General features: G+C 62.3%; 20 protein-coding genes. 8 read left to right on the top strand and 12 right to left on the bottom strand.

Annotation, left to right across the window (positions count from 1 at the left end; all coding sequences use genetic code 11):
- Positions 1-36 precede the first annotated feature (36 nt).
- Positions 37-1,596: a glycogen synthase GlgA gene (gene glgA / locus NPS58_RS15510; RefSeq protein ID WP_274116234.1), complete on the bottom strand. Its 1,560-nt coding sequence runs from the start codon at positions 1,594-1,596 to the stop codon at positions 37-39.
- 416 nt (positions 1,597-2,012) lie between these two features.
- Here glgA and NPS58_RS15505 point away from each other — a divergent pair, with 416 nt between their 5' ends.
- Positions 2,013-2,504: a GNAT family N-acetyltransferase gene (locus NPS58_RS15505; RefSeq protein ID WP_274116233.1), complete on the top strand. Its 492-nt coding sequence runs from the start codon at positions 2,013-2,015 to the stop codon at positions 2,502-2,504.
- Between the two features lie 41 nt (positions 2,505-2,545).
- Here the strand turns inward: NPS58_RS15505 and NPS58_RS15500 are convergent, their stop codons facing one another.
- Positions 2,546-2,713, bottom strand: a complete 168-nt coding sequence (locus tag NPS58_RS15500) for a DUF6026 family protein (RefSeq protein ID WP_274116232.1) — start codon at positions 2,711-2,713, stop codon at positions 2,546-2,548.
- 198 nt (positions 2,714-2,911) lie between these two features.
- Here NPS58_RS15500 and gnd point away from each other — a divergent pair, with 198 nt between their 5' ends.
- Positions 2,912-3,895: a phosphogluconate dehydrogenase (NAD(+)-dependent, decarboxylating) gene (gene gnd / locus NPS58_RS15495; RefSeq protein WP_425313073.1), complete on the top strand. Its 984-nt coding sequence runs from the start codon at positions 2,912-2,914 to the stop codon at positions 3,893-3,895.
- Positions 3,892-5,394: a glucose-6-phosphate dehydrogenase gene (gene zwf, locus NPS58_RS15490; protein ID WP_274116231.1), complete on the top strand. Its 1,503-nt coding sequence runs from the start codon at positions 3,892-3,894 to the stop codon at positions 5,392-5,394. Before gnd ends, zwf begins: the two co-directional genes overlap by 4 nt.
- A gap of 60 nt (positions 5,395-5,454) precedes the next feature.
- Here the strand turns inward: zwf and nhaB are convergent, their stop codons facing one another.
- Positions 5,455-6,957, bottom strand: a complete 1,503-nt coding sequence (gene nhaB / locus NPS58_RS15485) for a sodium/proton antiporter NhaB (RefSeq protein WP_274116230.1) — start codon at positions 6,955-6,957, stop codon at positions 5,455-5,457.
- Positions 6,958-7,113: 156 nt separating this feature from the next.
- On the opposite strand from nhaB, the gene NPS58_RS15480 reads away from it, so the two are divergent.
- The gene (locus NPS58_RS15480) at positions 7,114-7,926 is read left to right on the top strand and encodes a crotonase/enoyl-CoA hydratase family protein (RefSeq protein WP_274116229.1); all 813 of its coding nucleotides are present in this window, start codon (positions 7,114-7,116) and stop codon (positions 7,924-7,926) included.
- Between the two features lie 34 nt (positions 7,927-7,960).
- The gene (nudC, locus tag NPS58_RS15475) at positions 7,961-8,791 is read left to right on the top strand and encodes an NAD(+) diphosphatase (RefSeq protein WP_274116228.1); all 831 of its coding nucleotides are present in this window, start codon (positions 7,961-7,963) and stop codon (positions 8,789-8,791) included.
- On the opposite strand, the gene NPS58_RS15470 is transcribed toward nudC, so the two are convergent.
- From NPS58_RS15470 to NPS58_RS15450, 5 genes are all read right to left on the bottom strand, one after another.
- Entirely contained in the window at positions 8,759-9,538 is a 780-nt protein-coding gene (locus NPS58_RS15470) for a TSUP family transporter (RefSeq protein WP_274116227.1), read from the bottom strand. The genes nudC and NPS58_RS15470 overlap by 33 nt on opposite strands.
- A gap of 166 nt (positions 9,539-9,704) precedes the next feature.
- Positions 9,705-10,472 carry an SDR family oxidoreductase gene (locus NPS58_RS15465; RefSeq protein WP_274116226.1) on the bottom strand — a complete coding sequence of 256 codons (768 nt, stop codon included), beginning with the start codon at positions 10,470-10,472 and terminating at the stop codon, positions 9,705-9,707.
- Between the two features lie 22 nt (positions 10,473-10,494).
- Positions 10,495-11,562, bottom strand: coding sequence for a phosphotransferase family protein (locus NPS58_RS15460; protein WP_274116225.1), 1,068 nt, complete (start codon positions 11,560-11,562; stop codon positions 10,495-10,497).
- 196 nt (positions 11,563-11,758) lie between these two features.
- On the bottom strand, positions 11,759-12,076 hold the full coding sequence (locus tag NPS58_RS15455; protein WP_028941938.1) for an SCP2 sterol-binding domain-containing protein: 318 nt from the start codon (positions 12,074-12,076) through the stop codon (positions 11,759-11,761).
- Between the two features lie 56 nt (positions 12,077-12,132).
- Positions 12,133-12,843, bottom strand: coding sequence for a histidine phosphatase family protein (locus NPS58_RS15450; protein WP_274116224.1), 711 nt, complete (start codon positions 12,841-12,843; stop codon positions 12,133-12,135).
- 196 nt (positions 12,844-13,039) lie between these two features.
- Between NPS58_RS15450 and sohB the strand changes: the two genes are divergently transcribed.
- Complete coding sequence (gene sohB / locus NPS58_RS15445; RefSeq protein ID WP_274116223.1) at positions 13,040-14,056, top strand: protease SohB; 1,017 nt, start codon at positions 13,040-13,042, stop codon at positions 14,054-14,056.
- A 78-nt stretch (positions 14,057-14,134) separates the two neighbouring features.
- On the opposite strand, the gene NPS58_RS15440 is transcribed toward sohB, so the two are convergent.
- The gene (locus NPS58_RS15440; protein WP_274116222.1) at positions 14,135-14,629 is read right to left on the bottom strand and encodes a DUF934 domain-containing protein; all 495 of its coding nucleotides are present in this window, start codon (positions 14,627-14,629) and stop codon (positions 14,135-14,137) included.
- Complete coding sequence (locus NPS58_RS15435) at positions 14,613-16,265, bottom strand: nitrite/sulfite reductase (RefSeq protein WP_274116221.1); 1,653 nt, start codon at positions 16,263-16,265, stop codon at positions 14,613-14,615. The genes NPS58_RS15440 and NPS58_RS15435 overlap by 17 nt, the downstream gene beginning before the upstream one ends.
- Positions 16,266-16,482: 217 nt before the next feature.
- Between NPS58_RS15435 and NPS58_RS15430 the strand changes: the two genes are divergently transcribed.
- Positions 16,483-17,565 carry an ABC transporter substrate-binding protein gene (locus NPS58_RS15430; protein ID WP_274116220.1) on the top strand — a complete coding sequence of 361 codons (1,083 nt, stop codon included), beginning with the start codon at positions 16,483-16,485 and terminating at the stop codon, positions 17,563-17,565.
- A gap of 261 nt (positions 17,566-17,826) precedes the next feature.
- On the opposite strand, the gene NPS58_RS15425 is transcribed toward NPS58_RS15430, so the two are convergent.
- A complete protein-coding gene (locus NPS58_RS15425) occupies positions 17,827-18,045 on the bottom strand; it encodes a DUF2970 domain-containing protein (RefSeq protein ID WP_274116219.1) in 219 nt (72 codons plus the stop codon).
- A gap of 208 nt (positions 18,046-18,253) precedes the next feature.
- On the opposite strand from NPS58_RS15425, the gene NPS58_RS15420 reads away from it, so the two are divergent.
- On the top strand, positions 18,254-19,018 hold the full coding sequence (locus tag NPS58_RS15420) for an N-acetylmuramoyl-L-alanine amidase (RefSeq protein ID WP_274116218.1): 765 nt from the start codon (positions 18,254-18,256) through the stop codon (positions 19,016-19,018).
- 68 nt (positions 19,019-19,086) lie between these two features.
- Here NPS58_RS15420 and metH read toward each other — a convergent pair whose 3' ends face one another.
- Positions 19,087-22,794, bottom strand: coding sequence for a methionine synthase (gene metH, locus NPS58_RS15415; RefSeq protein WP_274116217.1), 3,708 nt, complete (start codon positions 22,792-22,794; stop codon positions 19,087-19,089).
- Positions 22,795-22,824 lie beyond the last annotated feature (30 nt).

Genomic DNA, 22,824 nt, shown 5'->3' with positions numbered 1-22,824 from the left:
TGATCTGACCTCAAGGGCATACCTGCCACCTCGTCCTCAGCGGCCCGTCACCCGGGCCCGCTCGACCAGTTCCTCGTACAGCCGTGCATAGGGTTCGACCGCCTGGCACCAGTTGAACGGCTGGGTCATGGCCAGGCAGCGCATGGCGTTGAGCAAGTCCTTCTTGGCATAGACATAGAAGGCGCGGCTCAGGGCCTGGCGGTAGCTTTCGACGGTGGACTCGTCGAACAGAAACCCGGTGACGCCGTCGTCGATAGTGTCGGCCAGCCCGCCGGTATTGCGCGCCACCGGCAGCGAGCCGAAGCGCTGGGCGTACATCTGGCTCAGGCCGCAGGGCTCGTAGCGCGACGGCATCAGGAGGAAATCGCTGCCTGCGAACATGCGCCGGGCATCGGTTTCATTGAAGCCGATGCGCACGCCGATCTTGCCTGGGTGGCGCAGCGCCAACTCGCGCATGGCGTGTTCTTCTTCCGGCTCGCCGCGGCCGATGATCGCAATCTGGCCACCTTGGCTGACGATGTCGTCGGCCACGCCCAGGGTCAGGTCCAGGCCCTTCTGGTAGACCAGCCGCGACACCACGGCGAACAGCGGGCCGGTGGACGGTTCGAGTTCGAACAGCTCACGAACCTGGCGGCTGTTGGCCGCCTTGCCGTCCCAGTCGTTGAGGCTGAACGGGTGGGCCAGGTGCGGGTCGCTGGCAGAATCCCAGCTTTCGTCGATGCCATTGGGTATGCCGCTGAGCAGGCCTTGCTGGGCCTTGCTGCCGAGAAAGCCATCCAGGCCGCAGCCAAAGTCCGGGGTGGTGATCTCCCGGGCGTAGGTGGCGCTGACCGTGGTGATGTGGCTGGAGTAGGCCAGGCCCGCCTTGAGGAACGACAGCTTGCCGTAGAACTCCATGCCTTCCTGTTGCAAGGCATGGTTGGGGATGGCGAGTTCCGGGCAGCAGGCACGGCTGACCACGCCCTGGTACGCCAGGTTGTGGATGGTGAACAGGGTAGGGGTCTGCAGGCCGCGCCAGTGCATATAGGCCGGGGCCAGTCCTGCGGGCCAGTCATGGGCATGCACCAGGTCGGGCTTCCAGTGCACCATGCCTTCGCCGGCGGCGATTTCAGCGGCGGCCAGGCCCAGGCGGGCAAAGCGGATGTGATTGTCAGGCCAGTCACGACCATTGTTGGCACCATAGGGAGTGCCTTCGCGCTGGTACAACTCGGGGCAGATCAGCACATAGATCACCAGGCCGTCGGCCAGGTCCATGCGCCCGATCTTGCAGGGCGGCAATGCCGCATGCCCACCCAGCTCTCCCACCAGGTGAATCGGGTATTCGCTTTCCAGCACCTGCGGATAACCCGGGATCAGCACCCGCACATCGTGCAGGTGACGCATCGCCCGCGGCAGGGCGGCGGAAACATCGCCCAGGCCGCCGGTCTTGACCAGATCGGCGATTTCGGAGGTCACGAACAACACTTTGCGTTTATGCGGATTGTGCCGGGAGTCGGCGTCGGGTGCCTTGGCTGTCGTGCTGATATGCGTGGCCAGCGGCTCGCGGTTGTCCGGGGTGAAATGCTCTACGTTGGGTTCGACAGCGGCACTGATCATACTTCTCTCCGTCCCTATGTGGCGGGCGTGGTCACCCGTTATTGTGTGTCTGCTGAAGGCATCTCTCTGTGTGTGGAAGTGCATTGCGATCCATGCCCCGCTGTCATGCGCACAAGCGCAACGCAAGTCGACAATCCGTGTCGACGGCGTGCTGACAAATTGGGGTGGGTGGACCGTGTCTGGATGACCAGAAACGTTGACCTACTAACTTGCTGACCTTTTGCGATTTCAGAAAGTTCGACTTTTTTCAGTCGAGTTTTCCGGACAATCTCGTGGCCGCTACTGAGTGTAGGAGAGATGCGCCGGGAAATGTGACCCGCTGGTCACTTAACTTTCAGTCACCGGCATGTCGTACAATCCCCCGATTTCCCCAGGCGCGTGCCGGGGGCCAAATGCTCAAAGGGACAAGGATGACCATGGACGCCGAACAGATTCTGGTATTGCAGGCCAGCTACAGCAACCCGATGCATGCAGAAGCCATCGGCCTGGTGCTGGACCAGTATGCCCGTGATCCCATGGGCGGCGGCCAGCCGCTCGATCCGCAGTTGCTCGAGCAACTGCCGCAGGAGCTGGCCCGGCGGCCCCATGCCTTCAGTGTGCTGGCCTTCGTCGATGGCCAGCCGGCGGGCTTGGTGAACTGCTTCGAGGGGTTTTCTACCTTCGCCTGCCGGCCACTGGTGAACGTCCATGACGTGTCGGTGGTGCCGGCCCATCGTGGCAAGGGCCTGAGCCAGCGCATGCTTGCCAAGGTCGAGGAAATCGCCCGCCAGCGCGGTTGCTGCAAGCTGACACTGGAGGTGCTCGAAGGCAATCCGGTTGCCCAGGCCAGCTACCGCACCTTCGGCTTTGAACATGCCCGGTTCGATCCGGCCCATGGCGCCATGCAGTTCTGGACCAAGGCGCTATAGAAGTTGGCGGGCAGAGGGTGTAGCCACCTGCCGTGGCTCGCTCAGACGAGTGCGTTCTTACCGTCGGACTTGGCTTGTTCCAGCTGCTGGCTGAGGGTGGCGACTTGCTGTTGCAACCGATCGCGCTCTTCCCGCAGACGCCGCAACTCCTCCCGGGTAATGGTGACGTAGAGCGTCTGGGGCGGCATTTTCGCTAGAAGGGTTCCCATTGCACACCTCGCAAATGGCTGGTTGTTGGTTGCAAGCGTAGTTGCTCGGTCGGTCGGGGATTCTGAATTCTTTTGAGGGGCATGGGAACTTTTTTGTTTCTTGCTGTCTTGCCGTTCGTCGCTGAACCAAGTCTGCCCGTGCTGGACTAATCTTGAAGGCCTGAACCGGCAGTTTTCATTCAAGGGGAGCATCGGCACATGCAACTGGGAATCGTGGGGCTGGGCCGCATGGGCGGCAATATTGCAAGGCGACTGATGCGCGACGGCCACCAGACAGTGGTTCATGATCGCGACCGCAAGGCCGTCGAGACCCTGGCCACCGAGGGGGCCAATGGCGCGCATGACCTCGGCGCCCTGGTGGGCAAGCTGCACAAGCCGCGCGCGGTGTGGGTCATGCTGCCGGCGGGCGAGCCGACCGAGCAGACCATTGCGCAACTGGCCGACCTGCTGGATCCCGACGATGTGATCATCGACGGCGGCAACACCTTCTACAAGGACGACATCCGCCGCGCCAGCGAGCTGGGCAAGCGCGCGCTGCACTACATCGATGTGGGCACCTCCGGCGGTGTCTGGGGTCTCGAGCGTGGCTACTGCATGATGATCGGCGGCGAGAGAGCGGTGGTCGATCGCCTCGATCCGCTGTTCGCCTCACTGGCGCCCGGTGTCGGCAACATTCCTCGCACCCGCGGTCGCCAGGGGCCGGCCGGGCGGGCCGAACAGGGCTATATCCACGCCGGCCCCGCAGGCGCCGGGCACTACGTGAAAATGATCCACAACGGCATCGAATACGGCCTGATGCAGGCCTATGCCGAAGGCTTCGACATTCTCAAGAGCAAGGGCAGCGAGGCTTTGCCAGCCGAGCAGCGCTTTGACCTGGATGTGGCCGAGATTGCCGAAGTATGGCGCCGCGGCAGCGTGGTCACTTCCTGGTTGCTGGACCTGACTGCCGATGCCCTGGTGGCCGATCCGCAGCTCGGTAGCTATAACGGCTCGGTGGCCGACAGCGGCGAAGGGCGCTGGACCATCGATGCGGCCGTGGAGCAGGCCGTGCCGGTGCCGGTGCTGTCGAGCGCGTTGTTCGCCCGTTTTCGTTCGCGCCAGCAGCAGGGCACCTACGCCGACCGGATGCTCTCGGCGATGCGCTTTGGTTTCGGTGGCCATGTCGAGAAGAAACCTGAATGAGTACAGCACGGATCGAAGCGGCTCCCCCTTGCACCCTGTTCCTGTTCGGCGCCAATGGCGACCTGGTCAAACGGCTATTGATGCCGGCCCTCTACAACCTCAGCCGTGACGGCTTGCTGGACAAGAACTTGCGCATTGTCGGGGTGGACCACAACAGCGCCACCGATGCCGAGTTCGCCGAACGCCTCGAAGCGTTCATGCGCGAGCGCGACAAGGGCAGGGAAGGCGCCGAAAAGTGCCTGGACGACAAGCGCTGGAACCGCCTGGCCAAGCGCATTGGCTACCTGACCGGCGACTTCCTCGACGAGGCGACCTACCAGGCCATCGCCCGGCGCATTGAAAAGAACCCGAGCGCCAATGCGGTGTTCTACCTGGCCACCTCGCCGCGTTTTTTCGGCGAAGTGGTGCAGCGCCTGGGGGCCGCCGGCCTGCTGGATGAAACCGACGGCTTTCGCCGGGTGGTGGTGGAAAAACCGTTCGGCTCGGACCTGGCCAGTGCCGAGGCGCTCAACGCCTGCCTGCTCAAGGTGATGAGCGAGAAACAGATCTACCGCATCGACCATTACCTGGGCAAGGAGACGGTGCAGAACATCCTGGTCAGTCGATTCTCCAACGGCCTGTTCGAAGCTTTCTGGAACAATCACTACATCGACCATGTGCAGATCACCGCCGCCGAAACTGTCGGGGTGGAGACCCGGGGGGCGTTCTATGACCACACCGGCGCGTTGCGTGACATGGTGCCCAATCACCTGTTCCAACTGTTGGCAATGGTTGCCATGGAGCCGCCCGCGGCATTTGGCGCCGACGCGGTGCGCAGCGAGAAGGCCAAGGTCATCGGTGCCATACGCCCCTGGTCGAAGAACATGGCCCTGAAGAACTCGGTACGCGGGCAGTACACCGCCGGCAAGCTCGGGCGCAAGCAGTTGTCCGGCTACCGCCAGGAACCACGGGTCGATCCCCAGAGCCAGACCGAAACCTATGTGGCCCTGAAAGTGATGATCGACAACTGGCGATGGGTGGGCGTGCCGTTCTACCTGCGCACCGGCAAGCGCATGAGTGTGCGCGACACCGAGATCGCCATCTGCTTCAAGCCTGCGCCCTATGCACAGTTTCGTGACACCGAAGTCGAGAAGATCAAGCCCAACTATCTGAAGATCCAGATCCAGCCCAACGAAGGCATGTGGTTCGACCTGCAAGCCAAGCGGCCCGGCCCGACCTTGGCCATGGAGAACGTCGAGCTGGGGTTTGCCTACAAGGATTTCTTCAAGATGCAGCCGTCCACCGGCTACGAGACCCTGATCTACGACTGCCTGACGGGCGACCAGACCCTGTTCCAGCGCGCCGACAACATCGAGAACGGCTGGCGAGCCGTGCAGCCATTTCTCGATGCCTGGAAGGACGGCGGTGACGTCCAGCCGTATGCCGCGGGCGAGGACGGCCCGGAGGCGGCCGATGAACTGCTGGCCCGGGATCGGAGGGTGTGGCACAGCATCGGTTGACGCGCGCACGAGGTGAGGCGATGGCCTGTGGGAGCGGGCAAGCCCGCTCCTACTGAATCCTTACAACCAGTACGTCACTGCCCACCATCCCAGGCCACCCATGACCACGGTATAGGGCAGTGCCATCCACACCATCCGGCCATACGACAGGCGAATCAACGGTGCGATGGCCGAGGTCAGCAGGAACAGGAACGCCGCCTGGCCATTGGGCGTGGCCACGCTCGGCAGGTTGGTGCCGGTGTTGATCGCCACCGCCAGGGTCTCGAAGTGTTCGCGGCTCATGTTGCCGTCGAGGAACGCCTGCTTGACTTCGGTGATGTAGATGGTCGCCACGAAGACGTTGTCGCTGATCGCCGACAGCAAGCCGTTGGCAATGAACAGCATGCCCGGCTGTTGCTCGGTCGGCAGCGCAAGTACCCACTGGATCAGCGGCGTGAACAGTTGCTGGTCGTGGATCACCGCCACCACGGCAAAGAACACCACCAGTAGCGCGGTAAACGGCATGGCGTCCTGGAACGCGCGGCCCAGGCGGTGTTCGTCGGTGATTCCGGTAAAGGCGGTAATCAGCACGATCACCAGCAGGCCGATCAGGCCGACTTCGGCAATGTGCAGGCCCAGGCTGACGATCAGGATCACGGCGGCCAGGCCTTGTACCCACAGTGCCAGCCGCTGTTGCGCGGTGCGGCGTGCATCGTCTTCGGCAGCATAGGCGGCCAGTACGTCACGCACGTTGTCTGGCAGCAGGGTGCCGTAGCCGAACCAGCGCAGCTTCTCCAGCAGCACGCAGGTCACCAGGCCTGCCGCCAGCACCGGCATGGAGACCGGCGCGACCCTGAAGAAGAAGTCGGCGAAGTGCCAGCCCATCTCATGGCCTATCAGCAGGTTCTGTGGCTCGCCCACCAGGGTGCAGACGCCGCCCAGGGCGGTGCCCACGGCGCCGTGCATCAGCAGGCTGCGCAAAAAGGCGCGAAACTGCTGCAGATCATCGCGTTGCAGTTGGGCGATGTTGTGGTCGCTGTCCAGGTCCGACTCTTCGCGCGGATTGGCTCCCGAAGCTACCCGGTGATAGACCGAGTAGAACCCCACCGCCGCGCTGATGATCACCGCGGTTACGGTCAAGGCATCGAGGAACGCCGACAGGAACGCCGAGAGAAAACAGAACAGCAGGGCCAGCATCGCCTTGGAGCGCACGCCCAGGAGGATGCGTGAGAACACGAACAACAGCAGGTCTTTCATGAAGTAGATGCCGGCGACCATGAACATCAGCAGCAGGATCACCGGGAAGTTGTGCTGCAGCTCGTCATATAGCGCCTGGGGTGTGGTCATGCCCAGCACCAGTGCTTCGATCATCAGCAGGCCACCCGGCATCAACGGGTAGCACTTGAGGGCCATCCCCAGGGTGAAGATGAACTGGACCACCAGCACCCAGCCGGTGACCACCGGGCCGAGGGTGAACAGCAGCACAGGATTGAGCAGCAGGAACAGGCAGAGGGTCGCCTTGTACCAGCGGGGCGACTGCCCGAGGAAGTTGTGGGCCAGGGCGCCGGCCAGGGAGCGGGACATGAAAATGTATCCTAATAATTCAACAGGAGCGCAAGGTGCCGGATACAGGCCGTCAGATCAAGGTAAAAGTCCCGGTTTTGGCACAAGCGCGGTCTAGTTCGTGACTGGGGCCTTGATATAGTCCTGCGATTGTCCTTCCCCCTCAAGGAGCGCTCTGTGACTGACTACCAGGCATTCAAGGTCGAACTGAACAACCATATCGCCCACGTGCAGATCAACCGCCCGGAAAAGTACAACGCGATGAACGCGGCGTTCTGGAGCGAAATAGTCGACATCTTCAAATGGATCGACGAGACCGATGCGGTGCGCGTGGTGGTGATCAGCGGTGCCGGCAAGCACTTCTCCGCCGGCATCGACCTGATGATGCTGGCCTCGCTGGCCAACGAGCTGGGCAAGGATGTGGGCCGCAACGCCCGCACGCTGCGGCGCATCATCCTGCGCATGCAGGCTTCGTTCAATGCCGTGGACAACTGCCGCAAGCCGGTGCTGGCAGCCATCCACGGCTACTGCATTGGTGGTGCCATCGACCTGGTCTCGGCCTGCGACATGCGCTACTGCGCCAGCGACGCACAGTTCTCGATCAAGGAAATCGACATGGGCATGGCCGCCGACGTCGGTACCCTGCAGCGCCTGCCTCGGATCATCGGCGACGGCATCATGCGCGAGCTGGCCTATACCGGGCGCAACGTCGAGGCCGATGAGGCCCAGCGTATCGGCCTGGTGAATCGGGTCTACGATGACCATCAGGCCTTGCTCGACGGTGTCTTTACCATTGCTACCGAAATTGCGGGAAAATCCCCCATTGCCGTGGCCGGCACCAAGGAAATGATCGGCTATATGCGCGATCACCGTATCGACGATGGCTTGGAATACATTGCCACCTGGAACGCCGCCATGTTGCAATCCACCGATCTGCGGGTGGCCGTGGCTGCCCACATGAGCAAACAGAAACCCGAGTTCGCCGACTGAGTTACAGCGGCGGACGCGCGCAAGGAACCGGAACATGGCAGTGCGTTGGACCACCGCGGTACTGGACACTAATCTCGCTGGCGGCTGGGCAGTCGCCCGTTGCCGCGAGGGCTTTCTGGTTGACGGCAACGGCGCGCTGTTCCCGCGCGACTGGCTCAAGCGCCAGGAGTTGGACGTGTTGTTCGAACACGGCATCGGCCATTTCGATGGCCAGCCGGTGTTCCTGCTCGAACTGCGCAACCCACAAGCGGTGGCCGGTTGCAGCTGGCGTGGCCTGCGCCAGTTCATGCTCGAAGGCGACTTCGATACCTACAAGATTCTCGGCTACGCCGCGCAGATCGCCACCTGGGCCCGCGAGCACCGATTCTGCGGCAGCTGTGGCCAGGCCATGCAGCAGATCCACTGGGAGCGGGCCATGTACTGCGAGCCCTGCGACCTGCGCAGCTACCCGCGTATCTCGCCGAGCATGATCGTGCTGATCACCCGTGGCGACGAAATTCTCCTGGCTCGATCCCCGCGTTTTGTCACCGGCGTCTACAGCACCCTGGCAGGCTTTGCCGAGCCTGGCGAGTCCGCCGAGGATTGCCTGGTGCGCGAGGTCCGCGAGGAAGTGGCGATCGAGGTGCAGAACATCCAGTACGTCGGTAGCCAATGCTGGCCGTTCCCGCATTCGATGATGCTGGGCTTTCATGCCGAGTACGCGGGTGGGGACATCGTCATGCAACCAGACGAAATCGAGGATGCGCAGTGGTTCCGGGTCGACGCGCTCCCGCCGTTGCCGGCAGGGCGCTCGATTGCCCGCTACCTGATCGACCTGTACGTGGCGCGTCGCCTAGGCCTGGCCGAACCAGTGCTGCCACGCTAGGCGCACGGTCAGCGCCAGCACCACGGTGATGAACACCGGGCGGATGAACTTGCTACCGCCGCTGATGGCGGTACGCGCACCGAAGAAGGCACCGACCATCAGCGCCGAGCCCATCGACAGGCCCACCAGCCAGTCGACCTGACCGGAAAAGATGAACACCGACAGCGCCGCGGCATTGCTGACGAAGTTCATGCTGCGCGCCACACCGCTGGCCTTGACCAGGTCGATGGGGTAGAGCAGCAGGGTGCTGACGGTCCAGAACGCCCCGGTGCCCGGCCCGGCCACACCATCATAGAAACCCAGTGTCAGGCCCTGGGGCAGTTGCCATTTTTTCTTCACCGGTACATCGGCATCCAGCGGCGCCTTGGGCGTGCCGCCGAACAGCAGGTAAACGCCACAGAGAAAGACGATCACCGGCAGCATCTTGTTCAGCCATTCGGCGGGCAGGTAGTGGGCGACCACGGCACCGATCAAGGCGCCGACGAAGGTGCCGGCCAGGGCGTGGCGCCATTGTTCGGGGTGGAACAACTTGCGGCGGTAGTAGGTGAAACCGGCGGTGGCCGAGCCGAAGGTCGAGCTGAGCTTGTTGGTGCCCAGCACCAGGTGCGGCGGCATGCCGGCGGTGAGCAGGGCGGGGGTGGTCAGCAGGCCACCGCCTCCGGCGATGGCATCGATGAATCCGGCAACAAAGGCGACAGCGGCGAGAATGGCGAGGGTGGTGAGGTCTACGCTGAGTTCGAAGGGCATGGCATGAGCTTAATCGGCTGGGCGCAGAAGGGGCTGCGCCTGACGGCCGATATGGTAATGGAGATCGAGCCCGTCTGTCAGGGTCTGTAGGAGCGGGCTTGCCCCGCGATAGCGAGCTGACTGTCACAGCGCATCGCGGGGCAAGGCCGCTCCTAACGCCTGGGGATCAGGACAGGAAGCCGCCGTCCACGTTCAAGGCCACGCCGGTGGTGTAGCTCGACGCGTCGCTGGCCAGGTACAGCACGGCACCGGCCATTTCCTTGGGATCGGCTACGCGCTTGAGCGGGATCTGCTGCAGCGCGGTGTTGAGGATCGCATCGTTCTTGACCAGCGCCGAGGCGAACTTGGTGTCGGTCAGGCCCGGCAGCAGGGCATTGCAGCGAATGCCGAACGGCGCACATTCCTTGGCAAACACCTTGGTCATGTTGATCACAGCCGCCTTGGTCACCGAGTAGATGCCCTGGAAAATCCCCGGCGACACGCCGTTGATCGACGCCACGTTGATAATGCTGCCGCCACCGTTCTCGCGCATCAGCTTGCCGGCCTCGACCGACATGAAGAAGTAACCACGAATGTTCACATCGACGGTCTTCTGGAATGCGCCAAGGTCGGTGTCCAGTACGTTGCAGAACTGCGGGTTGGTCGCGGCGTTGTTGACCAGGATGTCGAGGCGGCCGAACTGCTCGCGGATACCGGCGAAGACCTGGCCGATCTGCTCCATTTCACCAATGTGGCAGGCAATGGCCGTGGCCTTGCCACCGGCGGCGATAATGGCGTCGGCTACTTGCTGGCAACCGTCGAGCTTGCGGCTGGAGACGATCACGTGGGCGCCTTGCTGGGCCAGCAGGTGGGCGATGGCTTCGCCGATGCCGCGACTGGCACCGGAAACGAAGGCAATCTTGCCGTCGAGGTCGAACAGTTGGGTCTTGGACATGGTTTTTTCCTTGTTGTAGTCGTCAGAGGCTGGACTTGGCAATGACCTGCAGGCTCATGTGCTCCAGCAGTTTGTTCATATGGATGAACTGGGCAAAGCGCTTGTCCTGGGTCTGGCCGTGGAAGAACCGGTAGTAGATCTGCTGGACAATCCCGGCCAGGCGAAACAGGCCATAGGTGTAGTAGAAGTCGTAGTTGTCGATGCGGATGCCGGCGCGTTGGGCATAGTAGTCGACGAACCGTTGGCGGGTGAGCATGCCTGGGGCGTTGCTCGGCTGGCGACGCATCAGTTGCACGGGGGCTGGGTCGTCGGCTTCGATCCAGTAGGCCAGGGTGTTGCCCAGGTCCATCAGTGGGTCGCCAAGGGTGGTCATCTCCCAGTCGAGCACGCCAATGATGCGCATGGGGTTGTCGGCATCGAGAATGACGTTGTCGAAGCGATAGTCGTTGTGGACGATAGCGGGCCTTGGGTGGTCGGCCGGCATCTTTTCGCGCAGCCAGGCGATGACCGCTTCCCAGCGCGGCGCATCCGGGGTCAGGGCCTTGTCGTAGCGGCTGCTCCAGCCTTCGACCTGGCGTTGCACATAGCCTTCGGGCTTGCCCAGGTCGCCCAGGCCGCAGGCGTTGTAATCCACCTGGTGCAGCTCGACCATGCGGTCGATGAAACTCTTGCACAGTGCCTCGGTCCGCTGGGCATCGAGGCCCAGCTCCGGCGGCAGGTCCGAGCGCAGGATGATGCCCTTGACCCGGTCCATTACATAGAACTCACCGCCGATCAACGACTCGTCGGTGCAGTGCACATACGCCTTGGGGCAGTAGGGAAAGCCGCTGTTGAGCTGATTGAGAATGCGGAACTCGCGACCCATGTCGTGGGCCGACTTGGCCTTGTGACCGAACGGTGGACGACGCAGCACGAATTCGCGCCCCGGGTACTGCACCAGGTAGGTCAGGTTCGAGGCGCCGCCGGGAAACTGGCTGATGCTCGGCGTACCGCTCAGACCATCGATGTGGGCCTTCAGGTAAGGGTCGATGACTGCGGCGTCGAGTTCTTCGCCGGGCCGGACCTGGGTGGACTGATCAGTGAGCGTCATGCTTTTACCTTATGATCGAAGCCAGAGATTATTGGCTAATCTAATTCTCGCGTCGGACCCGAACAAGCCTTGGCGCGTCTTATAGGCCAGCGTGTTGCAGGTCGATCAACGCCCCTGATGCCTGGAGCTAGAACGGCCAGGCGAAAAAAAACCGAAGCTGTTGAGGCTTCGGTTTTGTTCGGCATTAGCGCAGGGCTCAGGCCGGGAACAGCTCGCTGAGTTTCATCGACAGCATCATGTCGCCTTCAACGCGCAGCTTGCCGCCCATGAAGGCCTGCATGCCGTCGGTGTCGCCGCTGACGATACCCTTGAGGGTTTCGCTGTCCAGCACCAGGGTGCAGTTGGCGTCGGCGTTTTCGCCTTCCTGGATTTCGCAGGTGCCATCCTTGACGATCAGGGCGTAGTGCTTGTCTTCGTCGGTGATGTTGAAACCGAATACCAGGTCCAGACCGGCAGCGGCAGCTGGGTTGAACTTGGCTTTCATCGCTTCGACGGCTTTTGCTACATCGCTCATGGTGTGTTCCTTATTAAGTGATTGGCGTGACCTGCGAGGTCACAACGAGCCGGTGTTCATCGGTAGGTGATGAGTTCCGGCGCCTTCAACAGCTGCACATGGGCCTGGCTGTTGAAGGAAGCCAGGGCCACCTCGCGGCCACGAAACTTCAGTTGGCTGAGCGAGGTATTGATGATCTGCCAGTTCAGCTCGAACGCCTGGCTGGCAGTGATACGGGTTACGCGGTGAAGCAAGGCGGCAATGGTGCCGCCCGAGGTAAAGATTGCAATGTTGTCGTCGCTGTCTGCCTGCTCCAGCACCCGCGAAAGGCCGCCATCGACGCGATCGACAAAACCCTGCCACGACTCCAGGCAATCGCTTGGATGCTCGCCGCCGTGCCAGCGCTGGATCAGCAGGGCGAACAGGCGCTGGAACTCGCGACGGTTCTGCGCGCCGTTGCGCAGGATGTGCAGCGCTTCGGGCTCCTCGGGCAGAAGGCCGGGGAGCAGGCTGCGGATCACGGCGTCAGCGTCGAACTCGTTGAAGGCCGCGTCGGTCTCCAGCAAGGGAACATCACAGCCTGCAGTGTGCATGGCCGCCAGGGCCAGGCGTGCAGTGTCCTGCTGGCGACGCAGGTCGCCGGCCAGGCAACGGTCAAGGCGCAGGTCCAGTTGGGCCAGATGTTCACCGAGGGCTTCGCTCTGGCGAATACCCACGGGGGAGAGGACGTCGTAGTCGTCTGCACCAAAGGAGGCCTGGCCATGTCGAATCAGGTAGATGCTGCCCACGTCGTCTGCCTGCAGGAAGAATGAGCCGAGGTTAGGGCGCCGTCGACAGGCTGTCAACGGAAAAACATACAAGCGTTTGAAAAGAGCGTTTGAACTGCATTTCCGGAAATTTCCTACATTGGCAGCAGCACCGCCGCGTCGGTATGCTTGGCTATCGGTTCGCGCCACAGTGGCGCAGGCATGTTAAGGAGTTACTGTGGAGTTTCTTGCAGAGTACGCAAGCTTTCTCGCCAAGACCGCGACCCTGGTGATCGCGATTCTGATTGTCCTGTCGGCCATCGCCGGTTTGCGTGGCAAGGGCCGGCGCAAAGGTGGCGGGCAGTTGCAGGTCAGCAAGCTCAACGAGTTCTACAAGGACTTGCGCGAGCGCCTGGAGTCCAGCCTGCTGGACAAGGCCCAGCTCAAGGCGCTGCGCAAGCAGCAGGCCAAGACTGAAAAACAGCTCAAGAAAAAGCCCGAGGAAAAGTCGCGGGTCTATGTGCTGGATTTCGATGGCGACATCAAGGCTTCGGCCACCGACAGCCTGCGCCACGAAATCACCGCACTGCTGACCCTGGCCACCCCGCGCGACGAAGTGGTGCTGCGCCTGGAAAGCGGCGGCGGCATGGTGCACAGCTATGGACTGGCGGCATCGCAACTGGCGCGGATTCGCCAGGCGGGCATACCGCTGACCATCTGCATCGACAAGGTCGCTGCCAGCGGCGGCTACATGATGGCGTGCATCGGCGAGAAAATCGTCAGTGCGCCCTTTGCCATTCTCGGCTCGATCGGTGTGGTGGCGCAGTTGCCCAACGTCAATCGCCTGCTGAAAAAACACGATGTCGACTTCGAGGTGTTCACCGCTGGCGAATACAAGCGCACGGTGACGGTGTTCGGCGAGAACACCGAGAAGGGCCGGGAGAAGTTCCAGGAAGACCTGGATGTGACCCACCAGTTGTTCAAGGACTTCGTCTCGCGCTATCGCCCGCAGCTGCATATCGATGAAGTGGCTACCGGGGAAGTCTGGCTGGGTGTCGCGGCGCTGAACAAGCAATTGGTCGATGAGCTCAAAACCAGCGACGAGTACCTGAGCGAGCGGGCTCGGGAAGCGAACCTTTACCACCTACACTACGCCGAGCGCAAGAGCCTTCAGGAGCGGGTAGGGCTGGCCGCCAGTGGTTCGATCGAGAATACCCTGTTGGGTCTTTGGAGCAGGCTCGGCCGCTGGCGTTGAGTCCATCTCGTAAATGCATCGCGGGGCAAGCCCGCTCCTACCAGCCAAGGTAGGAGCGGGCTTGCCCCGCGATTTGTTTCAGCGACGACGGAACAGCGGTTGCGGTTCGTCGGTGGCGGCCTGGTAGGTCACCGAAAAGTCTTTCAGGCTTTCCAGGGCCTCGACCGGGTCTTTGTCGGCGCGCAAGGCGAAGGCATCGAAACCGCAGCGTTTCAGGTAGAACAGCTGGTCACGCAGAACATCGCCAATGGCACGCAGCTCGCCGGTGAACTTGTAGCGGTCACGCAGCAGGCGCGCATTGGAGTAGTTGCGCCCGTCGGTGAAGGCCGGGAAGTTCAGGGCGATCACCTGGAAGTGACCGACGTCGTCACCGATTTCCTCGGCTTCTTCATCGGCATCCAGCCACACACCCAGGCCGCCGTCGCGGGCCTTGAGGGCGTGGGCGTGGTCGCGCCACAGCTGCAGCGGGACAATGTAGTCGTCGCAGTTGGTCAATTCGTCGAAACTGACGTCCTTGGGCAGCAGGTGCCAGGTTTCGTCGACGATTTCGTTGTTTTTAATTATTCGCTGCATAGACGCGTTCCTTGAAGGGGTCGATGCCAATACGTTGGTAGGTGTCGATGAAACGCTCGTCTTCGGTACGTTTTTCAACGTAGACATCGATCAGCTTCTCGATCACATCCGGCATGTCGTCCTGGGCGAAAGAAGGGCCGAGGATCTTGCCCAGGCTGGCGTCGCGGCTGGCGCTGCCACCCAGGGACACCTGGTAGAACTCTTCGCCTTTCTTGTCCACGCCGAGGATGCCGATATGGCCGACGTGGTGGTGACCACAGGCGTTCATGCAGCCGGAAATGTTCAGGTCCAGCTCGCCGATGTCGAACAGGTAGTCCAGGTCGTCGAAACGGCGCTGGATGGATTCGGCGATCGGGATCGACTTGGCGTTGGCCAGGGAGCAGAAATCGCCGCCCGGGCAGCAGATGATGTCGGTCAGCAGGCCGATGTTCGGTGTGGCGAAGCCGTTCTCGCGCAGTTCCAGCCACAGGGCGTGAAGCTGGCTCTGCTCGACGTCGGCGAGGATGATGTTCTGCTCATGCGAGGTGCGCAGCTGGCCGAAGCTGTAACGCTCGGCAAGGTCGGCCACGGCATCGAGCTGCTTGTCGGTCAGGTCGCCCGGGGCAACGCCGGTCGGCTTGAGCGACAGGGTCACGGCCACATAGCCGGGCTTCTTGTGCGCCAGCACGTTACGGGTGCGCCAGCGGGCAAAGCCCGGGTGCTGTTGTTCGAGTTCGCTGAAGTCGATGTTGTCCAGCGCCTTGTAGTCCGGATCGACGAAGTGCTTGGCTACGCGGTGCACTTCGGCTTCGGTCAGGGTAGTGCTGCCGCCGCGCAGGTGGGCCATTTCGGCCTCGACCTTCTCGGCGAAGACTTCAGGGGTGAGCGCCTTGACCAGGATCTTGATCCGCGCCTTGTACTTGTTGTCGCGACGGCCGTAGCGGTTGTAAACCCGCAGGATCGCGTCCAGGTAGCTGAGCAGGTCCTGCCAGGGCAGGAACTCATTGATGAAGGCGCCGACTACCGGGGTACGGCCCAGGCCGCCACCGACCAGCACGCGGAAACCCAGCTCGCCGGCCGCGTTGTACACGGGCTCCAGGCCAATGTCATGGACCTCGATGGCCGCGCGGTCGCTGCTCGAGCCGTTGATGGCGATCTTGAACTTGCGTGGCAGGTAGGCGAATTCGGGGTGGAAGGTGGTCCACTGGCGGACGATCTCGCACCATGGGCGCGGGTCGATCACTTCGTCGGCGGCGACACCGGCGAACTGGTCGGTGGTGACGTTGCGCAGGCAGTTGCCGCTGGTCTGGATGGCGTGCATCTGCACGGTCGCCAGTTCGGCCAGGATCTCGGGGATGTCTTCCAGCGCAGGCCAGTTGTACTGCACGTTCTGCCGGGTACTGATGTGGGCGTAGCCCTTGTCGTAGTCGCGCGCGATCTTCGCCAGCATCCGCGTTTGACGCGAAGTCAGCTGGCCATAGGGCACCGCGACCCGCAACATCGGGGCAAAACGTTGAATATAGAGGCCATTTTGCAGGCGCAGGGGGCGGAACTCTTCTTCGCTCAGCTCACCGGCCAGATAGCGGCGGGTCTGATCACGGAACTGCTTGACGCGGTCCTCGATGATCCGCTGATCGTACTCGTCGTATACGTACATAGGGGTCCTGTTCTCAAGCTGCTTGCAGCTAATCGCGCGCACGGCCGCGCACTCCCAAGCGGAGCGGACGAAAGATAGCAGTTTGCGTTTATGCGCAAAAGTGATGTTTTTGCATATGAAAAGAACCATTTGGACTAAGTGAGACTGACTGGCATTTGGCCGTTCGGGGCCCGCTGGTGTTTATAATTGACGGTTTGAATGGCAGGAGCGAATCCGCATGCTCAAGGCCTTGTGCCGAAGTCTGTGCCTGAGTCTGCCGTTGGTAGCCAGTGCCCAGGGCGCGTCGGTGGTATTTCTCAATCCGGGCTATTCCAACGAAACGTTCTGGGTCAGTTATTCACGCTTCATGCAGGCCGCTGCCAGCGACCTGGGCATGGAGTTGAGCATCCAGTACAGCGAGCGCCAGCCGGAGCTGGCACTGACCCAGGCGCGCCAGGTACTTGAAGGCCCTCACCGTCCTGACTACCTGGTGCTGGTCAACGAACAGTACATCGCGCCGGAAATCATCCGCCTGTCGCGCAACAGCGGGGTCAAGCTGTTCCTGGTCAACAACGGCCTGACCCCGGACCAGGCGGCATTGATCCAAAGCCAGCCAGACAAGTACCCACCGGTGCTCGGCACCCTGGTCGGCAACGACGAGCAGGCCGGTTACCAGATGCTCACGCAGCTGATAGCACTGCGTGCCCGGCCCGGCATCACCCGACCGATCGAGCTGCTGGCTTTTTCCGGGATCAAGACCACCCCAGCTGCGCAGCTGCGCGAAAAGGGCATGCGCCGGGCCCTGGCCGAGCATCCGCAGGTGCGGTTGCGCCAGGTGGTGTATGGCGGTTGGGGCAAGGAGCGGGCCTACGAGCAGGCGCAGCAACTGTTGGAGCGCTATCCGAAGGTCGAGCTGGTCTGGTCGGCCAACGACGAGATGGCCTTTGGTGCGATGCAGGCATTCGTCGAAGCTGGGCGCGTGCCAGGCAAGGATGCGCTGTTCAGTGCGGTCAACAGCTCCCCGCAAGCCTTGCAGGCGCGTATCGATGGCCGCTTGAGCGTGCTGATGGGAGGGCACTTCTCGCTGGGTGGCTGGGCGATGGTGTTGCTGCACGACGATGCGCTGCATTTGCCGATTGATCGAGATGGGCATCGTGACCACCAGATACCGGTGCTGCAACTGATCGATCCGCAGCGGGCGCGGCGCTGGCTCGACCTGCACGACCAGGCCGACTACGGCCTGGACTTCAACCGCTTCAGCGCCGAGGGGCATTCGACGACCTACCGCTATCCGTTCCTGTCGGCGCCGGTCAATTATTAAAAAGCCCTTGCTTGAGCAAAGGGCATTGCTGGACTTAACTGCAACGGGTGACATGCATTCCCATAACCACTACAAGAGGCGATGCAATGGGAAACTCGACCAAAGCGGGTAAGAGTGACAGCAGTGTCGATGCCTGGGCGATACTCTGTCTGATCATCCTGGTAGTCGTGACCGCCGTGTACTGGGTCAGCCACCAGTGACATCACGCGATGGGTAACCATGAACCGCCCGCAGAATGGATATCTGCGGGCGGATTGCATTTCAGCGGGCGGTCAGGTGCATGGCCAGCTGTACCAGCCCCACCAATACCAGAATGAAAATCAAGGTGAACACGGTACCCAGCGCAATGAAGTGGCTGGCTTTGCCGTGGTTGAAGTCGCGGGCGCGGTTCTTGCCGGTCTGCACGCCGAACGCCGCTGCCAGGATGCTTTGCAGCATCTGCCAGAAGGTGGGGGGCTTGCCTTGGGTGGGTTCGTCCATGAGGGGCTCCGGAAAGGCGGTGTTGCTCAAAGTGTATACGCTTTGCCAGAGATTGTAGGGGGTGAAGCTCGTACGCAAGCCGTCGAAATATCACGCGTGGGTCATCGAACAAGCAGGCTTATCCAGGGTGTGAGGGAGCGGTCTACTGACCGGCCGGCAGGGATTGCCCCTGCGCTGAGTCGTACCTCCTCATCGAATGGAGCTTGTCATGCACACGATCGACTACACCAGCTACCGCGCCGTCAAGGGATTTGGCCGGCGGGTCCGCACCCTGGTCATCCATTACACGGCCGCCAATTTTGCAAGCTCAGTCGCAGCGCTTGCCGGCAACGGCGGGGTCAGCGCTCATTACCTGGTCCCGGATCCCCACGACAGCACCTACGCCGGCGCAGGGTTCGAGGGGGTGCGCATTTTCAATCTGGTCGACGAACAGGAGCGCGCCTGGCATGCCGGGCGCAGCGCCTGGGCGGGACGCAGCAACCTGAACGACACCTCGATCGGCATCGAGCTGGTCAACCAGGCCCGTGACAGCCGCGACGGCATCGTATTCGAACCTTACCTGCCAGAACAGATCGACGCCCTCGTTTCGCTTGCCTTGAACATTCTCCAGCGCTACCCCGATATCGTTCCGACCCAGGTCGTCGGCCATTCCGACGTGTCCCCGGGTCGCAAAAGCGATCCGGGTCCGCTGTTTCCGTGGGAAACGCTCTATAAGGCTGGGGTGGGTGCCTGGTATGACGAGGCTACGAAGTCCCGCCATTGGGCAGCATTCGAGGGAGGCTTGCCGACGACCCGCCAGGTCGTGGCCATGTTGGCCCAATACGGCTATGACACGGGGACAGCGTCGACCGATGCGGGGTTACGACAGTTGCTCAGGGCGTTCCAGATGCATTTTCGTCCGTCGCGTCACGACGGCATGCTGGACCGCGAAACGGCCGCGATCCTGTATGCATTGGTAGAAAAGTACGTCTAGGGCCTTACCGCATCGCGGGGCAAGCCCGCTCCTACCTTGGCCGGTGGGAGAGGGCTTGCCCCGCGATCTCAGTTTTCGTACCCCAGGTTAGGTGCCAGCCACCGCTCACTCACGCTCAACTCCTGGCCTTTACGGGCGGTGTAGCTCTGCACCTGGTCCTTGTCGACCTTGCCCACGGCAAAGTATTGCGCCTGCGGGTGAGCGAAGTACCAGCCACTGACCGCCGCCGCCGGGAACATGGCGAAGTGCTCGGTCAAGAACACGCCGCTTGGGCCGGTCTCGCCGATGGCGGTGCCATCGAGCAGGCGGAACAGGGTCTCTTTCTCGGTGTGGTCAGGGCAGGCCGGATAGCCCGGGGCAGGGCGGATGCCCGAGTACTGCTCCTTGATCAGCGCCTCGTTGTCCAGGTGTTCGTCCTTGGCATAACCCCAATACTCTTTGCGCACCTGCTCGTGCAGCCACTCGGCGCAGGCCTCGGCCAGGCGGTCGGCCAGCGCCTTGACCATGATCGAGTTGTAGTCGTCGCCCTTGTCCTGGTAGGCCTTGGCCACTTCCTCGGCACCGATGCCGGCGGTGGTGATGAAGCCACCCACGTAGTCGGTGATGCCGGTTTCCTTCGGCGCGACGAAGTCGGCCAGGGAGAAGTTGGGCTTGTTGTCCGGCTTGATGGTCTGCTGGCGCAGGTGATGAAGCTGGGCCAGTGGTTGGCCATCGGCGCCATAGACTTCGATGTCGTCATGGTTGACCTGGTTGGCCGGCCAGAACCCGAACACCGCGCGGGCGCTGATCAGTTTCTCGTCGATCAGCTTGGCGAGCATCTCCTGGGCGTCCTTGAACAGGGCCGTCGCCGCTTCGCCGACCACTTCGTCGGTGAGGATGCGCGGGTACTTGCCAGCCAGGTCCCAGGAGATGAAGAACGGCGTCCAGTCGATGTATTCGGCCAACACCTTCAGGTCGATGTTTTCCAGCACTTTGACGCCGGTGAAGCTCGGCACCGCCGGCTGGTAGCCCGTCCAGTCGTACTTGGGCTTGGCGGCAATCGACTGCTCGTAGCTCAGGCGCTCGGTGCGGGCACTGCGGTTGGCGGTGCGTTCGCGCACTTCGATGTAGTCCAGGCGAGTCTTCTCGACAAAGCCCGGCTTGAGTTCCTTGGACAGCAACTGCGTGGCCACGCCGACCGCGCGCGAGGCGTCGGTCACGTAGACCACCGCGTCGTTGCTGTACTTGGGTTCGATCTTCACCGCGGTATGCGCCTTGGAGGTGGTGGCGCCACCGATCATCAGCGGCAGGTGGAAGTCCTGGCGCTGCATTTCGCGGGCAACATGGACCATCTCGTCCAGTGACGGGGTGATCAGGCCGGACAGGCCGATAATGTCGCACTTTTGCTCGCGAGCGGTCTGCAGGATCTTCTCGGCCGGCACCATCACGCCCAGGTCGACGATGTCGTAGCCGTTACAGCCCAGCACCACGCCGACGATGTTCTTGCCGATGTCGTGGACGTCGCCCTTGACCGTGGCCATGAGGATCTTGCCCTTGGCCTCCGGCTTGTCGCCTTTCTCGGCTTCGATGAAGGGGATCAGGTGGGCAACGGCCTGCTTCATCACCCGGGCGGATTTCACCACCTGGGGCAGGAACATCTTGCCGGCACCGAACAAGTCGCCGACCACGTTCATCCCGCTCATCAGCGGCCCCTCGATCACCTCGATCGGCCGGGCGCACTGCTGGCGGCACTCCTCGGTGTCTTCGACGATAAAGGCGGTGATGCCCTTGACCAGTGCATGCTCCAGGCGCTTGTCGACCGGCAGCGAACGCCATTCTTCGTTTTCGACTTCCTTGACCGCGCCGCCGCCCTTGTAGTCGTCGGCAATCGCCAACAGGGCGTCGGTGCCTGCCGGGGTGCGGTTGAGCACCACGTCCTCGACCTTCTCGCGCAAGGCCGGCGGGATCTCGTCGTAGATCTCCAGCTGGCCGGCGTTGACGATACCCATGGTCAGGCCGTTCTGGATCGCGTGATAGAGGAATACCGAGTGAATCGCCTCGCGCACCGGGTTGTTGCCCCGGAACGAGAACGACACGTTGGATACCCCGCCCGAGGTCAGCGCGTAGGGCAGGTGGTCGCGGATGTAGGCGCAGGCCTCGATGAAGTCCACGGCATAGTTGTTGTGCTCTTCGATGCCGGTGGCCACGGCAAAGATGTTCGGGTCGAAGATGATGTCTTCGGGCGGGAAGCCCACCTCATTGACCAGGATGTCGTAGCTGCGCTGGCAGATCTCGCGCTTGCGCGCAGCGGTGTCGGCCTGGCCGACCTCGTCGAAGGCCATCACCACCACGGCGGCGCCGTAGCGCTTGCACAGCTTGGCGTGATGCTTGAAAGCCTCGACGCCTTCCTTCATCGAGATCGAGTTGACGATGCCCTTGCCCTGGATGCACTTGAGGCCGGCCTCGATCACTTCCCACTTGGAGGAGTCGATCATGATCGGCACGCGGGAGATGTCGGGCTCGCCGGCGATCAGGTTGAGGAACTTGACCATGGCCGCCTGGGAATCGAGCATCCCTTCGTCCATGTTGATGTCGATCACCTGGGCGCCGGCCTCGACCTGCTGCAGGGCCACTTCCAGGGCTTCGGTGTAGTTCTCTTCGCGGATCAGGCGCGCGAACTTGGCGGAACCGGTGATGTTGGTACGTTCGCCGACGTTGACGAACAACGAGCTGCGATCGATGGTGAAGGGCTCCAGGCCCGACAGCCGGCACGCCTTGGGGATGTCCGGGATCGCGCGGGGCGGGTACTTGGCGACCGCCTCGGCGATGGCCTGGATATGCCCGGGGGTAGTACCGCAGCAACCGCCGATGATGTTGAGAAAGCCGCTGGCGGCGAACTCTTCGACCACCTCGGCCATCTCGGCCGGGGTTTCGTCGTACTCGCCGAAGGCGTTCGGCAGGCCGGCGTTGGGGTGGGCGGAAACATGGGTGCCGGCCTTGGTCGACAGTTCTTCCAGGTACGGGCGCAGGTCCTTGGCACCGAGGGCACAGTTCAGGCCCACCGAGATCGGGTTGGCGTGGCGCACCGAGTTCCAGAACGCTTCGGTGGTCTGGCCGGACAGGGTACGGCCCGAGGCATCGGTGATGGTGCCGGAAATCATGATCGGCAGTTCAAGGCCGTCCTCCTCGAACACCTGCTGCACGGCGAAGATCGCAGCCTTGGCGTTGAGGGTGTCGAAGATGGTCTCGATCAGGATCAGGTCGGCGCCGCCCTCGATCAGGCCGCGGGTGGCCTCGATGTAGTTTTCTACCAACAAATCGAAGGTGACGTTGCGAAAGCCTGGGTCGTTGACGTCCGGGGAAATGGAGCAGGTGCGGCTGGTCGGCCCGAGGACGCCGGCAACGAAACGGGGCTTGTCCGGGGTCTCGAGGGTCTTGGCATCGGCCACCTGGCGGGCGATGCGTGCGCCTTCGACGTTCAGCTCGTACACCAGCGACTCCATGCCGTAGTCGGCCTGGGAAATCTGCGTGGCGTTGAAGGTGTTGGTTTCCAGAATATCGGCGCCAGCGTCAAGGTAGGCCTTTTCGATGGCGGCGATGACATCCGGGCGCGAGAGCAGCAACAGGTCGTTGTTGCCTTTGACATCGCTTGGCCAATCGGCGAAGCGCGTGCCACGATAGTCGTGTTCCTCGAGGCGGTAGCTTTGGATCATAGTACCCATGCCGCCATCGAGAATCAGAATGCGCTCTTTGAGTGCTTGCTGAAGTGCTTGGAAACGAGCGCTGCGGTCAGACATAGGACTACCTGGTCGGGCGAAAACAAAAGT

Origin of the sequence: Pseudomonas putida, assembly GCF_028682455.1 — a bacterium.
Lineage (GTDB): Bacteria > Pseudomonadota > Gammaproteobacteria > Pseudomonadales > Pseudomonadaceae > Aquipseudomonas > Aquipseudomonas putida_AA.
The sequence above is the reverse complement of the archived record's forward strand: the minus strand, read 5'-3'. Positions and strand labels throughout refer to the sequence as shown.

Excerpts from the sequence above, each read along its gene's own strand:
- glgA (WP_274116234.1), bottom strand. The coding sequence starts at position 1,596 with ATGATCAGTGCCGCTGTCGAACCCAACGTAGAGCATTTCACCCCGGAC.
- NPS58_RS15505 (WP_274116233.1), top strand. The coding sequence starts at position 2,013 with ATGGACGCCGAACAGATTCTGGTATTGCAGGCCAGCTACAGCAACCCG.
- NPS58_RS15500 (WP_274116232.1), bottom strand. The coding sequence starts at position 2,713 with ATGGGAACCCTTCTAGCGAAAATGCCGCCCCAGACGCTCTACGTCACC.
- gnd (WP_425313073.1), top strand. The coding sequence starts at position 2,912 with ATGCAACTGGGAATCGTGGGGCTGGGCCGCATGGGCGGCAATATTGCA.
- zwf (WP_274116231.1), top strand. The coding sequence starts at position 3,892 with ATGAGTACAGCACGGATCGAAGCGGCTCCCCCTTGCACCCTGTTCCTG.
- nhaB (WP_274116230.1), bottom strand. The coding sequence starts at position 6,957 with ATGTCCCGCTCCCTGGCCGGCGCCCTGGCCCACAACTTCCTCGGGCAG.
- nudC (WP_274116228.1), top strand. The coding sequence starts at position 7,961 with ATGGCAGTGCGTTGGACCACCGCGGTACTGGACACTAATCTCGCTGGC.
- NPS58_RS15470 (WP_274116227.1), bottom strand. The coding sequence starts at position 9,538 with ATGCCCTTCGAACTCAGCGTAGACCTCACCACCCTCGCCATTCTCGCC.
- NPS58_RS15465 (WP_274116226.1), bottom strand. The coding sequence starts at position 10,472 with ATGTCCAAGACCCAACTGTTCGACCTCGACGGCAAGATTGCCTTCGTT.
- NPS58_RS15460 (WP_274116225.1), bottom strand. The coding sequence starts at position 11,562 with ATGACGCTCACTGATCAGTCCACCCAGGTCCGGCCCGGCGAAGAACTC.
- NPS58_RS15455 (WP_028941938.1), bottom strand. The coding sequence starts at position 12,076 with ATGAGCGATGTAGCAAAAGCCGTCGAAGCGATGAAAGCCAAGTTCAAC.
- NPS58_RS15440 (WP_274116222.1), bottom strand. The coding sequence starts at position 14,629 with ATGCAGCGAATAATTAAAAACAACGAAATCGTCGACGAAACCTGGCAC.
- NPS58_RS15435 (WP_274116221.1), bottom strand. The coding sequence starts at position 16,265 with ATGTACGTATACGACGAGTACGATCAGCGGATCATCGAGGACCGCGTC.
- NPS58_RS15430 (WP_274116220.1), top strand. The coding sequence starts at position 16,483 with ATGCTCAAGGCCTTGTGCCGAAGTCTGTGCCTGAGTCTGCCGTTGGTA.
- NPS58_RS15425 (WP_274116219.1), bottom strand. The coding sequence starts at position 18,045 with ATGGACGAACCCACCCAAGGCAAGCCCCCCACCTTCTGGCAGATGCTG.
- NPS58_RS15420 (WP_274116218.1), top strand. The coding sequence starts at position 18,254 with ATGCACACGATCGACTACACCAGCTACCGCGCCGTCAAGGGATTTGGC.
- metH (WP_274116217.1), bottom strand. The coding sequence starts at position 22,794 with ATGTCTGACCGCAGCGCTCGTTTCCAAGCACTTCAGCAAGCACTCAAA.